The sequence below is a fragment of the Arthrobacter sp. Soil764 genome (assembly GCF_001428075.1).
Classification (GTDB): domain Bacteria; phylum Actinomycetota; class Actinomycetes; order Actinomycetales; family Micrococcaceae; genus Arthrobacter.
The window spans coordinates 164,195-179,802 of sequence record NZ_LMSI01000002.1; the positions used below are offsets into that span (position 1 = coordinate 164,195).

Consider the following 15,608-nt stretch of genomic DNA (forward strand, 5'->3'; position numbering starts at 1 on the left):
ATGCGCCCCATCCGGCTGCTGGTCCCCGGCAACATCCACCACAGCTCGGGCGGCAACATCTACAACGCGCGCCTGGTTGCCGGGCTGCAGGAACGGGGGGCCCAGGTCGAAGTGATCGCCGTGGAGGGCACCTGGCCGGACGCCGGTGCGAAGGACCGGCGCAGGCTGGGCACCCTCCTTGGGGCGTGGGGACCGGGGGCTGGCCCGGGGCAGGGGGTGACCATAGTCGATGGGCTGGTTGCCGTAGGTGCGCCGGATGAGCTGGAATTCGCGGCTAAGGCAGGACGTGAAACATGGATCCTGGTGCATATGCCCGTAGAGGAAAGTTCCGGGGCTGCAGCGCTGGACCGCGAAGCCAGGGCTCTCCGCGCGGCAACGGGCGTGATCTGCACCAGCACCTCTTCCGCGTCGCTTCTCTTGGAGAGAGGGCTTCCGCGAGCGGGAGTTGTCCTTCCCGGGGTCAATCCCGCACCACAGGCATACGGATCCACACCCCCGCATGTTGCGGTGGTCGCCGCACTGCTACCTAACAAGGACCAGTTGCTGACGGTGGAGGCCCTAAGCCAAATTCAGGACCTTGCCTGGACGGCATCGCTTGTGGGCTCAGACCAGGCGGACCCGGACTACGCGCAGCAGGTCGGGGCAGCCATTACGGCCAACGGACTCAGCAAGCGGGTCCAGCTCACCGGCGAGCTCAGCGGCGAAGCCCTTGAGTCTGAATGGGCTCGCACGGATCTGACCGTGCTGGTATCACGGGTGGAAGCCTTCGGCATGGCCGTCACCGAATCCCTGGCCCACGGCATTCCCGTACTGGTCCGGTCAGGGACAGGGGCAGTGGAGGCGCTGGGGATGGCTGGACTGGCAACGGACGACGGCGAACCCCGCCTTCCGGGGGCAGTGCTTTCCCTTCCGGCCGGGGGACAGGAGAGTCCGGGCCGGCTGGCCGACGCCTTGCGCGGGTGGTTGGTGGATGTAAGGACTCGCGAGAGCTGGCGGACAGGTGCGCTTGATGCGCGGACCGGGCTGCCGGGGTGGAGCAAAACCGCGCAGGACGTGCTGGCACTTCTGGCGGGACGCGACGACCCGGGAGAGCGGCGACAGCGCTAGCGGATGCTCCGGTGGGCCGCGAAGAACTCCCGCAGCACCAGCGCGCATTCTTCTTCGCGGACCCCGGGGTACACCTCAACCCAGTGGTTGAGCCGGCGCTCCCGGAGGATATCGAATACGGATCCTGCGGCGCCGGCCTTCTCGTCCCAGGCCCCAAAGACAACCCGGGGGATCCGGGCCAGGACAATCGCGCCCGCACACATGGCGCAGGGTTCCAGGGTGACCACCAGTGTGCAGTCGGACAACCGCCAGCCGTCGCCCCTGCCGCCGTCGAGCCGTGCCCTCTCCTTCAACCGCGCCGCAGCCTCCCTGATGGCCACCACCTCGGCGTGGGCTGTGGGGTCGCCCAGTTCCTCCCGCTGGTTCCGTCCGGAACCCAGCACATCGCCGTCGGGCCCTATGACCACGGCGCCGATGGGCACATCCTCCGTGGCGAGCGCGCGACGGGCCTCCGCCAGGGCAAGGCCCATCCAGGCGTCGTGTTTCTTTTCGGGCAACCGCATGGCTCAATGATAGTTTCGGGGTTAGTCAGGTTACTTGCCGATGCCGGGAGGCACCATGGACACTCTTCGGGACCGCTTAGGTACTTGGTTCAAACCGTACGCGGCGCTGATCCTCACCATTCTGGTGGGCGGTGTGATCATCGTGTCCCTGGCGCTGCTTGGGTCCGAGGTCTATGACGACGTGGTGGACTCCGCCGGGCTGGCCAATCTGGACAAACCTGCCCTGGCGTTCGCCGAGACCCTGCGCAGCCCCTGGCTCGATGCGGTTGTCACGGGGTTCACCAACATCGGCGGCGGCATCGGGATGCCCATCCTTGCCAGCATCCTCACGGCATGGTTGACGTTCCTCAGCCGGAACTGGCGCCCCCTGGTGCTGATTGGTGGAGCAGCGGCGGCGTCCGTCAGCGCCACCACTTTCGGCAAGAAGTTGGTGGGCCGTACCCGCCCGGACCATGCTGACGCCGTTCCCCCCTACGAGGATTCGCCCTCTTTCCCCAGCGGGCACACCCTGAACACCACGGTGGTGATCAGCCTGGTGATCTACCTCATCTGCCTTCAGTTCCACACGATGCGGGTCCGCGTCACTGCTATCACCGCTGGTTCCATCTTCATCATCGCCATGGGCCTGAGCCGGGTTTTCCTGGGCCACCACTGGCTGACGGACGTCATGGCCGGGTGGATCCTGGGGCTGGCCTGGGTGGCCATCGTCATCCTGGCCCACCGGCTGTTCCACCTGGTCCGCAGGCGCGAACACATCGGCGCAGCGCCGTCGTTCGACCGTCCTATCGTCCGCGACGTGGTGGCCGAGGAACTACACGACGGCGGATCTTCCGGACGTGGGAAGGGCAGCGCCGGGTGATAGTTTTGGGGGATGCGCACTCTCGTTGTTGACCACCCCTTGGTCGCCCACAAGCTCACCGTCCTGCGGGACAAGAACACGCCGTCGCCGGTCTTCCGCCAGCTGACGGAAGAGCTGGTGACCTTGCTCGCGTACGAAGCGACGCGGGAGGTCCGCACCGAGCCCGTCACCATCCAGACGCCGGTCAGCACCACCGTCGGTACCGCCTTCACCAAGCCCACTCCGCTGGTGGTTCCCATCCTCCGCGCGGGTTTGGGCATGCTGGAGGGCATGACCAAGCTCGTTCCCACCGCTGAAGTGGGCTTCCTGGGCATGGCCCGGGACGAGGAAACGCTGGACATCATCACCTACGCAGAGCGCCTGCCGGAGGACCTCACCGGCCGCCAGGTCTTCGTCCTGGACCCCATGCTGGCCACCGGCGGAACCTTGCGCGAAGCCATCAAGTTCCTCTTTAAGCGTGGCGCCTCCGACGTCACCTGCATCTGCCTGCTGGCCGCCCCCGAGGGCCTGGCCCGGCTGGAAGAGGAACTGTCAGGAGCCAACGTGCACATCGTCCTGGCCTCCATTGACGAGAAGCTCAACGAGAAGTCCTACATCGTCCCGGGCCTGGGCGACGCCGGCGACCGCCTCTACGGCATCGCGGGGTAGATTTCACCCTTTTTCATAACTGTTCCCGCCGCTAGCCTTTGCGGATGGACTGGAAACTTGAGCTTGTCTTTCTCCCCGTGTCTGACGTTGACCGCGCCAAGGACTTCTACGTCAACAAAGTGGGCTTTAACGCCGATTTCGACGAGCGGCCGTCGGACTCCATCCGCTTCGTGCAGCTGACGCCGCCGGGTTCGGCCTGCTCCATCTGCATTGGCGAAGGACTCATCGACGCCCCTCCCGGCACGGGTTCCAACCTGCAGTTGGTGGTCAACGACATTAAAGCTGCGCATGACCACCTGAAGAACAACGGCGTGGATGTCAGCGATGTGGACGTGCAGGACTGGGGCCACTTCGTCTACTTCGCCGATCCCGACGGAAACAAGTGGGCCGTCCAGTACATCCCTTGGCGAAACACCGGACAGGAAGCTGGCCAGGGCAGTGTTCAGGACGCCCGGCAAAACGCGCGTTAACCACAAACGCGGGCCGCATCATGATGATGCGGCCCGCGGTTGAATGTGGCTTGCCTAGTACCAGTTATGCGCCAGGTGGAAGTTCAGGGCGCCGCAGGGCGACTGGTAGCGCTCCTTGATGTAGTCCAGGCCCCAGTTGATCTGCGTGCGGTAGTTGGTGAGGTAGTCCGCGCCGGCGCTGGCCATCTTCTCGGCCGGCAGGGACTGGACAATGCCGTATGCCCCGCTGCTGGCATTGGTGGCCGTGGTGGTCCAGTCCGATTCCTTGGTCCACAGCGTCTGCAGGCACTGCATCTGGTCCGGAGCCCAGCCAAAGGTCCCCAGCTGGCTGGCGGCGTAGGCTTGGGCACCGGCGGGATCGTTGACCGCGACGGCGGCAGCCGGCTCAGGTGCGGGGGCAGGCTCGGGAGCCGGCGCCGGGGCGGGGGCTGGGGCAGGCGCTTCAGGCGCGGCCGGTGCTGCAGCGGGGGCCGGTTCCGCTGCCTGCGGTGCCACGCTGATGGCAGCGGGAGCCGGGCTGGCTGCCGGGTTGGAACGGATTTCGCTCTTCTCGATGCTCATTTGAGCGTCGGACGCTGCAGTGGAAGAGTTGGACCCGGTGGATGACACCGGGGTCATGCTGCTGGTGGCCTGTCCGGCCGCGCCAACCCCCACCAGCACCGCACAGGATGCTGCAAGGACGGCCGCGCGCTGGCCCAGGGTGGTCTTCTTTGCCTGCTGCTTGGCCTTGTGTTTAGCCTTGGCCTGCAGCAGACGTGCTTCTGCCGTGTTTTTGGACATGATTGATCGCCTCTCACACCTGCGGAGTTAGCTGTCGGGTTCGGATGAGGGCATCCGGCTGTACGGAAAGATCACGTACTGGCTTAACCCCAAGGGCATTCAGTGCCCGGGACGGTGGGTCCCCCGCCTCTGCCGTAGCTCAATCGGAATCCGGGGAAGCGGCAGAGCTTGGCGTCAACCCGGGATATGCGGCCCGAACGGGGACCGCACCCAATCGACGGTACAGGAAGAACACGACAAAGTCACATTTAGGTAACGGAAGTCACGAGGGCCAGCGCGTCGAATTGCGGGACAGAACCTGTCGAAGATCTCGATTTGACGAAGCGGATGGCCTTGAACGCAATGTGTGACGAACTCAGGGCACGGCGGGGCCGGCCGCGGGAAGACGGACAGCAAACTCGGTCCTGCCCGGCCGGGACACCAGTTCCACGGTGCCGCCGTGGGCCATGACGATGGACTCGACGATGGACAGGCCCAGGCCGGACGAGCCCTCGGAGCCGGAGCGGGCGGCGTCAGCCCGGGTGAAGCGCGAAAAGATCCTGCCTTGGAATTCCGCGGGGATGCCGGGCCCGTCATCGGTGACCGTGACCACCACGCTCCCGTCGGCAGAGCGCATCAACCCTGTGGTCACGGTGGTGCCGGCCGGTGTGTGCTTCCGGGCGTTTGAGAGCAGGTTGGCCAGCACCTGGTGCAGCTGGGTGGTGTCACCGCGGACCGTCACGGGTTGATGGGGCAGCTGCAGCTGCCAGATGTGTTCAGGGGCCATGACCTTTTCGTCGCTGACCGTTTCTATGACCAGCTGGGTAAGGTCCACTTCGGTGGTCTCCGTTGCCTTGCCCTCATCGAGCCTGGCCAGCAGCAGCAGGTCCTCCACCAGCGCGGTCATGCGCTCCGACTGGCTCTGCACCCGCCCCAGCGACTTTTGCCCGTCCTCGGTGAGGTGTTCGGTCATGCGCATCAGCTCGGTGTACCCGCGGATGGCGGTCAGCGGCGTTCGAAGCTCGTGGGAGGCGTCGGCAACAAACTGGCGCACCTTCATCTCGCTGCGCTGCCGGGCCTCCAGCGCGCTGGACACGTTGTCCAGCATCAGGTTCAGGGCGTGGCCCACACTGCCCACCTCAGTGGTGGGGTGCGCTGCGGAGGGTGGCACGCGCACGGCGAGTGCCACCTCGCCGGCGTCAAGGGGCAGCTTGGAAACCTTGGTGGCGACGTCGGACAGCTGTTCCAAGGGGCGCATGGTCCGGCGGATCAAGGCGGTGCCAACCAGCCCAATCAGGACCAGCCCGCCCAGCGAGACCAGCACCATGGTGAGCACCAGGGAGCCTTCGGTGGCTTTCTTCGTAGCAAGCGGAAGGCCGGTAATCACCACATCGCCATAGGGCGTCCCGGTAGCCATCAGCCGGTAATCGCCGTTGGACAGTTCGCGGTCCACCGGCACGCCATCATGGGGGAGTGCCTGCAGGATGGCAACGTCGCGGGAGGTCAGGGAGATGCGGGTGGCGTCGGATGACAGGAAACCGGCGGCGCTGCTGACCTGGCCGTTTATCACGCGTGCGTTCAGCGTGCCTACACTTTGGCCGCGCGCGTCAAGGGGGTCGGGGCGGCCTGAGGGGTTGCCTTCGGGCGGCCGGCCGCGGGACGCCAACTTCAGCTGCGCATCCAATTGACTGGTGAGGACCACGTCCATCGAGGCATAGCTGACCACCCCGATGGCGCCCGAGATGGCTACCAGCAGGGCCATGGACAGCAGGATCAGGCGGGTGCGAAGGTGCCAGGTGGAGGGCTTGAACCAGGACCGGCCGGTGGGCCGAGGGACACCGGAAAGAGGCACGCGTTTCCTTTGGCTAGTCTGCAGGCTTGATGACGTAGCCCGCCCCGCGCACGGTGTGGATCATCGGCGGATGGCTGGCTTCGATCTTCTTGCGCAGGTAGGAAATGTACAGTTCCACGATGTTCGCCTGGCCGCCGAAGTCGTAATCCCACACGTGGTCCAGGATCTGGGCCTTGCTGACCACGCGCTTGGGATTTTCCATCAGGTAGCGGAGGAGCTCGAACTGGGTTGCCGTCAGTTGGATCCCTTCTCCGGCACGGGTAACTTCGCGGGTGTCCACATTGAGCACCAGGTCGCCCACCACCAGCTCGGCGGTATCCATGGCGGCCACCCCGGAACGCTGCACCAGGCGATGCAGGCGCAGCAGGACTTCCTCCATGCTGAAGGGTTTGGTGACATAGTCGTCCCCGCCCGCGGCCAGTCCCACGATGCGGTCCTGGACGTCGTCTTTGGCTGTCAGGAAGAGCGCAGGCACCTCCGGCGCAAAGGCGCGGATCCTGCCCAGCAGCTCGACGCCGTCGAACCCTGGCAGCATGACGTCCAGCACCAGGACATCCGGATGGAAGTCCTTGGCGAGCTTCACGGCAGCGGGTCCGTCCGCTGCCACGGCCACAGACCAGCCCGCCATGCGCAGGCCCATGCTCATGAGTTCGGACAGGCTCGGTTCGTCATCCACCACCAGGGCACGGATGGGGGAGCCGTCCGGGTGGGTGAGCTGGGGAAGGTTGTTGGTCATGGAGTGCGGGGATGCCATGGGACAACTCTCCGATCTGTCGGTTTGCCAAGGCTTTGCCAATGCTGTGTTCCAGCTGTGAGCTCCAGCCTAGCCACCTGAACCAGGGGCAACGGTTGCCTTGCCCAAGCGGCGCCGCGGGTCACAAGTTGGCTCGGACTGCCGTACAGCCCCTGCGCAGCATCGCGGCGGACCCTTGTGGGACAAGAGCATCACCGCCAGCAGTTTCAACCTCTTGGAGAACGCCATGGATCAGCGAGACCAGGCGCAGGGAATGCGTCAGGGGGCAGAGCGGGACCACCCCCGTCCGCTCAGCTTGTCCATCATGACCACGGGAGCCAGCGTTCGCGTGACGGCCCTGAAAGGATTCGGACAGAGCGCACAGCACAATGGTTGCCCCTGCGACGGGCATCGCACGCCACTGAGGCCCAAAAAATCAGCAGGAGACGGAACGTCGGCTGGACAGGAGAAGTTCCTGTCCGGTCGATTCTATGTCAAACGGTTGAATTTTGACTGAATTCGATGAAGTGCGCTTTCGGCGAAGAAAATTCTGGAATAGGTAGGGCCCGGGCATATTCTCCGGATAAGCAGCAAAAAAATTTCACTCTTCCGAAATAGTGATCTGCAGCACAATTCCGCGTTTCGTCTCACGATGCGGACGATCCGGTCCATTGTTACTTGCAAGTTGGCATTGTTACGCTGCACACTTCCAATGTGAACAAGAACTCAACAGCACCTGCAGCCGCAGAATATTGGCCCAGCACATCAGCTGCTGCCGACATGCGCTGTTGTCGAATGCACGCCTGACCTTCCCACCCACCGAAGTTCTTAGGCATTCGCCCCCAAGCCCAGCGTCGGGCGCCCCTCCCCGGTCCGCTGACGGGGAAGCCAGCATTCGAGCCGCGAATACGGCCATTTCACATTGAGGTAACCACACATGTCAGTTGCATCCGGATACGTCCACATCTCAGTCCGTAACGCCGCCAAGGCAGGACAGCCCTCCGGTCTTCGTCCCGGCTTCGGTCCGCGCACGTCGCTCGCTCCCTCCACGTCCGGCAGCAGCTTCCCCGGCCAGGGTTTCGCCCCGCAGGGATACAACCCCAACTCCTACGGCCAGCTCCGAGCCGTGCACCCCGCAGAGTCCGCACCCGTTACCGCCCCTACCCCTGTGGTGGCAGGTCCAAACGCGGTCCGCCCGGTAGCCAACGAGAACGTCGCCCGCGGCTTCGTGCTCTACATGGGCATCGACGAGGAGACCGCTGCAGCAGCGGGAACCTCCATCGCCAAGCTCGCACAGGAAATCCGTGCCTACGCCCAGTCGCTGGTCTCCGGTGCCGAAAGCTACGCCGCCGTGGCAGTAGCCCCCGCCGGCACCCCCGGCTCCGCGCTCGACGTCGTCCGTTCCACTTTTGGCGACCCCACCGTCAACTCCCGCCAGCGCACCGAAACCCCGCGCCCCGCCCAGCCCCAGGAACCGCGCCCCTCCGGTGTGCTCATCGACCTCGCCCGCCGCGAAGTCCACCTCGACGGCGAATCCCTGAACCTGACCTTCAAGGAGTTCGAGCTCCTCAACTACCTCGTCGAAAACGGCACCCGTACCGTGGGCCGCGACGAGCTCCTCGAAGGATTGTGGCGCAACGCAGAAGAAGTGCCCAACGAGCGCACCATCGACGTCCACATCCGGCGCCTCCGCTCCAAGCTGGGCCGCCTCGCCAACACCGTCCGCACCGTCCGCGGCCAGGGCTATCGGTTCTACGAGCACCCGGAAGTTGTTGTCTGGGCCGCTCCGGAGTACTCGATCTAGTCTTAGCCTTCGCTCGAAAGCCTGGCCCCTCTCTGGTGGGCGCCTTCGCTTTCGCAAGGCATCCTTTGGCGCCTGCGCTCGTTCCTCACGCAACAACGGCGCCTTCAGGACGCCTTGCTACGCTACGGCGCCGCACGTTAGAGGGGCCTTCCAAGCGCGTTGGGGCTCTCCGGGTGCTGTGCCTACGCGGCTGAGGGGTCCTCGCGTCACTGAGAGCACGCTTTGGAGCTCTGGTTTCGTTCTGAAGCCTGAATTTCCGCCGTATGTGTTGCTGGCGGCGGCTCAAAGCGTGCTTGGCGTGACGTTCCGCGGCGAAGGAAATCTTCGCTCCCTGGTGCTTTTGCTGGCGCTAGGCTTGGGCCATGAGTTCGCACCACGTTCGACGCCTTGTGATCATGCGGCACGCCAAGGCCGACTGGCCCGGCGGGGTGGCCGATCATGAGCGGCCACTCGAAGAGCGCGGGCACCGGGAGGCGCCGCTGGCCGGGCGTTGGCTGCTCAAGCACAACATCGTCCCGGACTTCATTTTGTGCTCCAGCGCCCTGCGAACCCGCCAGACCTGCACCTGGGTCTGCTCTGAACTCGGCGACAAGGCCCCCACGCCCAAGCTCGAAGACGGACTCTATGCGGCGTCGGCCCTCCGGATGCTCACCGTGGTCAACCATGTTCCGGACACCGTGACCACGCTGATGCTGATCGCGCACCTGCCCGGCGTGCAGGACCTGGCCATGCACCTCGCCTCGCGTGATTCCGACCATGACGCCTACATGGACGCCGCCACCCGCTTTCCCACCAACGCGCTAACCGTCCTGGAGACGGAGAAACCGTGGGCGGAACTGGACGGCCAGGATGCCCGGATCACGCGGTTTGCGGTGCCCCGGTCCCACTAGACAGGCCGGCTGCCGTCGGGCCCGCTGGCCCCGGACCCGCTGCCCGCGATCTCCCGCAGAAGTCCCGCCACGTGCCTGATGCCGGGGCTGGCAGTCATGGTCCTGCGGTGAACGAGTCCCACTTGCCGCGCCTGGACCGGATTAACCACAGGGATGGCGACGACGTCCGGAGGCAGCGCCGGGCGGCCCAGGCGCGGCACGAGCGCTACAGCCACCCCCTGCTCAACGAAAGCGATATGAGTCGCGAAATCGGGGTCGTAAACCCTGATGTCCGGAACCCGCCCCAGGTCGGCGAAGATCCGCAGCAGGGCTTCGTTGCAAATCGCTCCTGCCGGCGTGCTGATCCAGCGCTCGTCCACGAGTTGAGAAGGTTCAACCTCCGGCTGCTGCGCCAGCGGATGGCCGCGGTGGACCAGGACGTCCGCCACGTCCTCGCACAGCCACTCCAGCGTGAGGTGCTCCGGGATGACCAACGGCACGGAATTCCAGTTGTGCACCAGGCCCAGATCGGCTTCGCCGTTGGCAACCCGGGCCACGGCCTCGCGCGGGTCCTCGGCCAGGACGGAAATATCCAGTGCTGCCCCCGATTGCCCCACTTCGGCCAGCAGGGGGCCCACCAGTCCGCGGCAGGCAGTGGAAAAGGAAACCACCCGCAGGCTGCCGCTGGGTTTGGCGGGGTCGGCCATCAGTGTGGACTCCAGCTCCTCCAGCTCCGCGAGGATGCGCCGCCCATACGCCGCCAGGGCTAGTCCGCGCTCGGTCAGCAGGACTCCGCGGCCCCGGCGTTCCAGGACGGCGAAGCCGCCCTCTTTCTCCAGCTTCTTCACCTGTTGGGAGACGGCGGACGGGCTGAACCCCATGGCTTCCGCGGCGGCGATAACGGTGCCGTGCTGCTCAATGGCCGCGAGCGCCCGTAAGGACCCTATGTCGATCATGAAGCAAAGGTACATGATTGAACGCCGAATAAAGCGCTGGTGCTTCATTTGCCGCTCTGCCAGAGTAGGAGCGTGACCCTCCGCGATTCCCTCCTTGCCGTTCTCGTCGCCCTGCTGTGGGGGCTGAACTTCGTGGCCATCGACATCGGACTCCACGCCGACGGCCAAAACTTTCCACCCCTGTTGTTCGTTGCGCTGCGCTTCATCCTGGTGGTGGCCCCCTGGATCTTCTTCGTCAGGAAGCCGGACGTGGGCTGGAAGGCCATTGTCGGCGTCGGCCTTTTCATGAGCGCCGGCCAGTTCGGCCTCCTCTACCTGGCCATGGCGCTCGGCATGCCCGCCGGTCTGGCGTCGCTGGTCCTGCAGGCGCAGGTGCTGCTGACCGTCCTGCTGGCCGCTGTGTTCCTGAACGAGCGGCCGACCAAGCGCCAGTTGGCGGGCGTTGGGCTGGGTATTGCAGGACTCGCCGTCGTCGCCGTGGGACGCAGTGCGGTGGCACCGCTCCTGCCCCTGGTCATCGTCCTGGCGGCAGCGCTGTCCTGGGCGGGCGGAAACGTCATCGCCCGGAAGGCCAAAGCTGCCTCGGGCCTGGGGCTGGTGGTCTGGTCAGGCGCCGTGGTGCCGCTCCCGCTCGCAGCGTTGTCAGTGCTGGTTGACGGGCCGGGGCAGGTGTGGAATTCGCTGTCCACCATTCAGGGGCCAACCATGCTCAGCGCCCTGTACACCGCTGTTTTCGCCTCACTGGTGGGCTACGGAATCTGGAACCGGCTCCTGGCCAGCCATCCGTCGTCGGCCGTTGTGCCGTTCACCTTGCTGGTCCCCGTGGTGGGAATGAGCGCTGCCTGGCTGGTCCTCGCGGAGGTGCCGTCGCCAACCGAACTGGCGGGCGGGCTGCTCCTCCTGGGCGGCGTGGCGACGGCGGTGCTCACCGGGGCAGGAGCGCGGCGTCAGCGGCGGGAGGCGGAGTCGCTGCCGGGCCTGGAAGCCGGCCTGGCTGAGGGTGAAGAAGCGGACGACGACGGGCGCTTGGCCGCCGGGGATCCGGCGGGCGGGACGCGGGTGACGGAAGCCCGTTGACGGGCGGCGGCTTGGCTGCCCGGGCGCTGGGCGGCAGCGCGCTGGGCGGCAGCGCGCTGGGCGGCAGGGCGCGCCGGCCGCGGACTCCCGCGCCGTCCGGCGGAAGGCCTGCGGGCCGCCGCGCTCCCTCCCCGTCCCGGCCACAAAGCACCCAGGAAGAGGATCCCGAAGGTTCCGGCCAGCGCACAGGCGGCACCAAGGAAATAGTTGTCGGGGTCATGAGTGGGAAGCGGGGTGCCCAGGAACGAGGACTGGCCGTCGAACGCCAGCTCCCATGTGCTGAGGAACGCCAGGGAAAAGCCGAGGGCAAGGGCAGTCCCGGCGCCTGCCGCCAGCAGGGCAAACCGCCGCCGCCGGACCAGGATCTCGGCAAGCGCGGCGAGGTACGCCAGGACGAGGACGCCGAGGAACGCCATGAAGACCGGCTCGGCCAGCGTCATGGCCGTGAGCACCAGCAGCCCTGCAGCGACGATGCCGCAGACCACCGCGAACTTTCCGCTCTTCCCCGTATGGCGCATGTGCTCCATCATCCCCGAGAAGCGGGTTCCTTGAGGACGTAGCCGCGCATGATGGCCATGATTGCTGCAACGCTCTGGTCCCGGGTGCGCTCGGGGTTGTAGGTCTGCCGGTCCAGGCCCACCACAAAGCAGGCACCGAAGATGGCGGTCTCCAGGCTTCCCCTGGACACTGCATCGTCCACGGGGTAGGCCTTGGCCACCCTTTCCACGGCCTTGCCGATGACTTCCAGGAGCTCGCCGCGCAGGACCGAGAAGGTGCCCTGCCACTCACTGGGAATCCGCCAGTTCTCGCTGACCCACAGGCGTGCAAACGACGGGTACTCCGCCATGAAATCCATGGCCTGGCCGATCATCGCTTCCATGGCCAGCAAGGGGTCACGGCCGGTGCCTGCGCTGTCCCCGGCCTCGAGCAGCTGCGCCTTGAGGATGTCCACGCCATGCCGCAGCAGCTGCGCGATCAGCTCCGACTTGCTGCCGAAGTTGTAGTAGACGGTGCCTTTGGAGACTCCGGCCGCCGCAGCGATCTCATCCACCGTGACGCTGGCCGCCCCGCGCTCGCCGATCAGCTCCATGGAGGCATCGAAGAGTTTCTGGCGGGTGGCGTTGGTGCGGGCGGGCCTGAGGCTTTTGGCCGCGGCGGCGGGTTCGGTGGTCATACCGCGATCTCCGGTTTCAGCGTCTTGAGGGTCCAGTATTTGTTCTTCCGGACAGCGAGGGTGGACATTGCCGCGCCCAGCAGAGTGTAGCCCAGCAGGCCCGCCAGGGTGGGGACGATCATGGACAGGTCGCCGCCGTAGATCAGGTGCCGCATCCCGGTCACCACGTAACCCATGGGCAGGACCTGGTGCACCACGTGCAGTGGCTGCGGGGTGGTCTGCCACGGGAACGTGCCGCCGGATGACACCAGCTGCAGGACCAGCAGGATGAGCACCACCAGCTTGCCCGGCGAACCCAGCAGCGCCACCACGCCCTGGATGAGCGCGCTGAACGCCATGGCGGCGGCCAGCATGAACAGCCACATCAGGACCGGGTGGGCCGGGTTCAGCCCCAGCGCCACGTCCACCACCAGGGTCAGCAGGGACGCCTGCACTATTGAGACCAGCAGGAAGGGCAGCCAGCCGCCCAGCGCGATCTTCCACGACGGCGCATTGGACGCCAGCGCCCGCTGCGTAATGGGGCGCATGGCCTGGACCAGCATGAAGATCCCGATCCACAGGGCGAGCGTCAGGAAGAACGGGGCCAGCCCGGCGCCATAGGATCCTGCCTTGGCCTGCGACACGTTGCTGACCGCCACGGGATCGGCCATGACCTGGGACAGGTTGCTCTTCTGGGCGTCGTCCGGGTTGGGGACCTGGCCGGCGCCCTTCCCGATCTCGTCGGCGAGCGTGCGGGAGCCCGAGGCGGCCTGGCCCGCGCCATCGGCAACCTGGGCGGCTCCGGCGTCCACCTTGTGTGCACCGTCCGCAAGGCCTGCGGCACCGTCGACGGCGGATTGCTCGCCTGCCGCCAGGGCAGCGGCTCCAGTGTGCAGCTGGTCAGCCCCTGCCGAGGCCTGTGCGATGGCGTCCTTCAGTGCGGGCATCCCCGCAGCCAGCTGGGCCGCGCCAACACTGACTGCTTCGGAACCGTTGGCCAGCTGCTGGACCTGGGCCGCATCCGTCTGGATTTTGCTCTTGGCGGCTGCCACCGGACTGGATGAAGCGGCGGCGTCGAAATCGGCAAGGACCTTGTCCGCCTGCTCCTGGGTCAGGACGCCGGAAGCGACCAGCCTGCCGTTGGACTCCACAATGCGGGAGCGGAGTCCCTGGTCGGCTGCGTCCAGCTGCGCCGCCACGTCCTGGACCTTCGCGTTCAATTGGGCGTTCCCGGCAGCCACCTGGGCGGCGCCGGACGCGAGCGTCTGGGTGTCCGTGGGCAGGGTGGCCGTCTTGTCCTTCAAGACTGACAGGCCGCTGCTGAGCTGCCCCGCGCCGTCGGTCAGCTGGTTGGCGCCGTCCCGCAGCTTCAGCTGGCCGGCGTACAGCTGGTCCGCCCCGCTGCTCAAAGCCGTGGTTCCCTCGTGGAGGGTGAGGGTTCCGTCCCTGAGGGTTGCCACGCCGTCGGCCAGCTGGGAGGCGCCGTCCCCGGCCTGGACCATCTTGGCGTGGATGGTGCCGAAGCCGGTGAGCAGCTGGTTGGCGGTTTCCTCACCCACTTCCTTGGCAACGGTGGAGTGCACGGCAGTGGTCAGCTTGTCCACGATGGTGCTCAGGAGGTAGTTGTTGGCATCGTTCGTGGTCACATTCAGCATGGCCTGGCTGGCGGAGTCGAAGCTGCCGGGCGAAACCAGGTTGGCTGAAAAGTCCTTGGGGATCTTCAGCGCGAAGGCGTACTGCCCGCTGCTCACTCCGGCATCGGCTTCCGTGGAGCTGGCCACGGGCACCCAGTGGAAGACGTTGCCTTCCACCAGGCTGTCCGCCACCTTGGCCCCCGCCTCCAGCCGGGTGCCGTCGGCTGTGGTTGCGCCGGTATCCTCCACCACCAGGGCGGCGTCCAGGTTGTTGAGGTGCCCGTACGGATCCCAGTTGGCGTAGAGGTACACCGCGCCATAGAGCAGCGGGACCATGGTCAGCGCCAGGATGGTCAGCTTGGGCAGCAGCCCACCGGTCATGCGCTTGAGTTCTGAGCGGGCCAGCCGCAGGACAGTCACTTGGCAACCTCGGTTTCGAGTGGGGTTTGCTGGTTTTCGGGGGTTCCTGTGTCCTCCGGGTCTGGCGCAGCTTCCGCTGCCGGCGCCGCTGCCGGCGCCGCATTGCCGATCACAGCAGCCGGCCCGTCCCACGAGCCGGGGACGGCACTGACTGCCGCCACGACGGCGAGTGGACGCCCGGCGTCGTACGCCAACTCCTGCAGGCGCGGCAGCCAGGTGAGCTCATCGGCGCTGTGGCGGTCCGGGGAGTCAACCACCAGCAGGTCCGTGCGGGGGTTGGCCAGGGCCAGCGCCGTCAGCAGCTCCAGCCGCCGCTGCGGTTCCAGCTGTTCTGTCCACAGCCCCGCGATGTCCTCGAACCGGTTGACCTTGAGCCACGGGCCGCTGAGCAGCGCCCCGCGGTAGCGGCGGGGTATCAGGGCCAGGTCCTCGGTCACCAGGTCGCGGACGCTGAGGTGTTCCTCAGGTTCATTGACACCGGGGGAGTCCACCAGGGCTGCCGCCAGGCGGAGGTGCTTGGTCCGCGTGCTGTTGTCCCAGCTGAGGTGTCCACCGGCAGCCTTCATCCTCCCGCTGAGCAGGAGGGACAGGGCGGTGCGCTGGTCCTGGCGGTCGCCGGCAACGAGCAGCAGTTCGCCGCGGCGGACGGCCAGCGACGTTGGCGGAAGCAGCGGATCCCGGCGTCCTTTGGCATGGAGCTGGTGTGCTGAGAGCAAGGCTTGCCTTTCACAGAAATCGTCTGCATCAAGGCTAACCGAACTGAC

15 protein-coding genes and 1 riboswitch are annotated in these 15,608 nt (G+C 66.3%); of the genes, 7 read left to right on the forward strand and 8 right to left on the reverse strand.

What is annotated here, in order from left to right; translation table 11 throughout:
* Nucleotides 1-1,107, forward strand: a complete 1,107-nt coding sequence (locus tag ASG86_RS03155; protein ID WP_082566650.1) for a glycosyltransferase family 4 protein — start codon at nucleotides 1-3, stop codon at nucleotides 1,105-1,107.
* On the opposite strand, the gene ASG86_RS03160 is transcribed toward ASG86_RS03155, so the two are convergent.
* Nucleotides 1,104-1,610, reverse strand: a complete 507-nt coding sequence (locus ASG86_RS03160) for a nucleoside deaminase (RefSeq protein WP_056330132.1) — start codon at nucleotides 1,608-1,610, stop codon at nucleotides 1,104-1,106. The two genes, ASG86_RS03155 and ASG86_RS03160, sit on opposite strands and share 4 nt — an antisense overlap.
* A 55-nt stretch (nucleotides 1,611-1,665) precedes the next feature.
* Here ASG86_RS03160 and ASG86_RS03165 point away from each other — a divergent pair, with 55 nt between their 5' ends.
* The 3 genes from ASG86_RS03165 to ASG86_RS03175 are packed head-to-tail and all read left to right on the forward strand — an operon-like array spanning nucleotide 1,666 to nucleotide 3,587.
* Nucleotides 1,666-2,469 (forward strand): phosphatase PAP2 family protein, encoded by an 804-nt coding sequence (locus ASG86_RS03165; RefSeq protein ID WP_235565080.1) that lies wholly within the window; start codon nucleotides 1,666-1,668, stop codon nucleotides 2,467-2,469.
* A gap of 12 nt (nucleotides 2,470-2,481) precedes the next feature.
* Nucleotides 2,482-3,117 (forward strand): uracil phosphoribosyltransferase, encoded by a 636-nt coding sequence (gene upp / locus ASG86_RS03170; RefSeq protein WP_056330138.1) that lies wholly within the window; start codon nucleotides 2,482-2,484, stop codon nucleotides 3,115-3,117.
* Between the two features lie 44 nt (nucleotides 3,118-3,161).
* Nucleotides 3,162-3,587, forward strand: a complete 426-nt coding sequence (locus ASG86_RS03175) for a VOC family protein (RefSeq protein ID WP_056330142.1) — start codon at nucleotides 3,162-3,164, stop codon at nucleotides 3,585-3,587.
* A 54-nt stretch (nucleotides 3,588-3,641) separates the two neighbouring features.
* Here the strand turns inward: ASG86_RS03175 and ASG86_RS03180 are convergent, their stop codons facing one another.
* From ASG86_RS03180 to ASG86_RS03190, 3 genes are all read right to left on the reverse strand, one after another.
* Complete coding sequence (locus tag ASG86_RS03180; protein WP_056330145.1) at nucleotides 3,642-4,367, reverse strand: hypothetical protein; 726 nt, start codon at nucleotides 4,365-4,367, stop codon at nucleotides 3,642-3,644.
* Between the two features lie 5 nt (nucleotides 4,368-4,372).
* Nucleotides 4,373-4,533, reverse strand: a riboswitch (cyclic di-AMP (ydaO/yuaA leader).
* 189 nt (nucleotides 4,534-4,722) lie between these two features.
* Entirely contained in the window at nucleotides 4,723-6,198 is a 1,476-nt protein-coding gene (locus ASG86_RS03185) for a sensor histidine kinase (protein WP_056330147.1), read from the reverse strand.
* Nucleotides 6,199-6,211: 13 nt separating this feature from the next.
* Nucleotides 6,212-6,952 carry a response regulator transcription factor gene (locus ASG86_RS03190; protein ID WP_056330149.1) on the reverse strand — a complete coding sequence of 247 codons (741 nt, stop codon included), beginning with the start codon at nucleotides 6,950-6,952 and terminating at the stop codon, nucleotides 6,212-6,214.
* Between the two features lie 916 nt (nucleotides 6,953-7,868).
* Here ASG86_RS03190 and ASG86_RS03195 point away from each other — a divergent pair.
* On the forward strand, nucleotides 7,869-8,735 hold the full coding sequence (locus ASG86_RS03195; protein ID WP_056330150.1) for a winged helix-turn-helix domain-containing protein: 867 nt from the start codon (nucleotides 7,869-7,871) through the stop codon (nucleotides 8,733-8,735).
* A 362-nt stretch (nucleotides 8,736-9,097) separates the two neighbouring features.
* The gene (locus ASG86_RS03200) at nucleotides 9,098-9,625 is read left to right on the forward strand and encodes a SixA phosphatase family protein (RefSeq protein WP_056330153.1); all 528 of its coding nucleotides are present in this window, start codon (nucleotides 9,098-9,100) and stop codon (nucleotides 9,623-9,625) included.
* Here ASG86_RS03200 and ASG86_RS03205 read toward each other — a convergent pair.
* Nucleotides 9,622-10,560, reverse strand: coding sequence for a LysR family transcriptional regulator (locus tag ASG86_RS03205; RefSeq protein WP_056330334.1), 939 nt, complete (start codon nucleotides 10,558-10,560; stop codon nucleotides 9,622-9,624). The genes ASG86_RS03200 and ASG86_RS03205 overlap by 4 nt on opposite strands.
* Before the next feature lie 72 nt (nucleotides 10,561-10,632).
* Between ASG86_RS03205 and ASG86_RS03210 the strand changes: the two genes are divergently transcribed.
* On the forward strand, nucleotides 10,633-11,637 hold the full coding sequence (locus ASG86_RS03210) for an EamA family transporter (RefSeq protein ID WP_056330155.1): 1,005 nt from the start codon (nucleotides 10,633-10,635) through the stop codon (nucleotides 11,635-11,637).
* A gap of 526 nt (nucleotides 11,638-12,163) precedes the next feature.
* Here ASG86_RS03210 and ASG86_RS03215 read toward each other — a convergent pair.
* The 3 genes from ASG86_RS03215 to ASG86_RS03225 are packed head-to-tail and all read right to left on the reverse strand — an operon-like array spanning nucleotide 12,164 to nucleotide 15,560.
* On the reverse strand, nucleotides 12,164-12,811 hold the full coding sequence (locus tag ASG86_RS03215; protein ID WP_056330158.1) for a TetR/AcrR family transcriptional regulator: 648 nt from the start codon (nucleotides 12,809-12,811) through the stop codon (nucleotides 12,164-12,166).
* Nucleotides 12,808-14,844, reverse strand: coding sequence for a YhgE/Pip family protein (locus ASG86_RS03220; protein WP_056330161.1), 2,037 nt, complete (start codon nucleotides 14,842-14,844; stop codon nucleotides 12,808-12,810). Before ASG86_RS03220 ends, ASG86_RS03215 begins: the two co-directional genes overlap by 4 nt.
* Nucleotides 14,841-15,560 carry a hypothetical protein gene (locus ASG86_RS03225; RefSeq protein WP_056330163.1) on the reverse strand — a complete coding sequence of 240 codons (720 nt, stop codon included), beginning with the start codon at nucleotides 15,558-15,560 and terminating at the stop codon, nucleotides 14,841-14,843. Before ASG86_RS03225 ends, ASG86_RS03220 begins: the two co-directional genes overlap by 4 nt.
* Nucleotides 15,561-15,608: the final 48 nt, after the last annotated feature.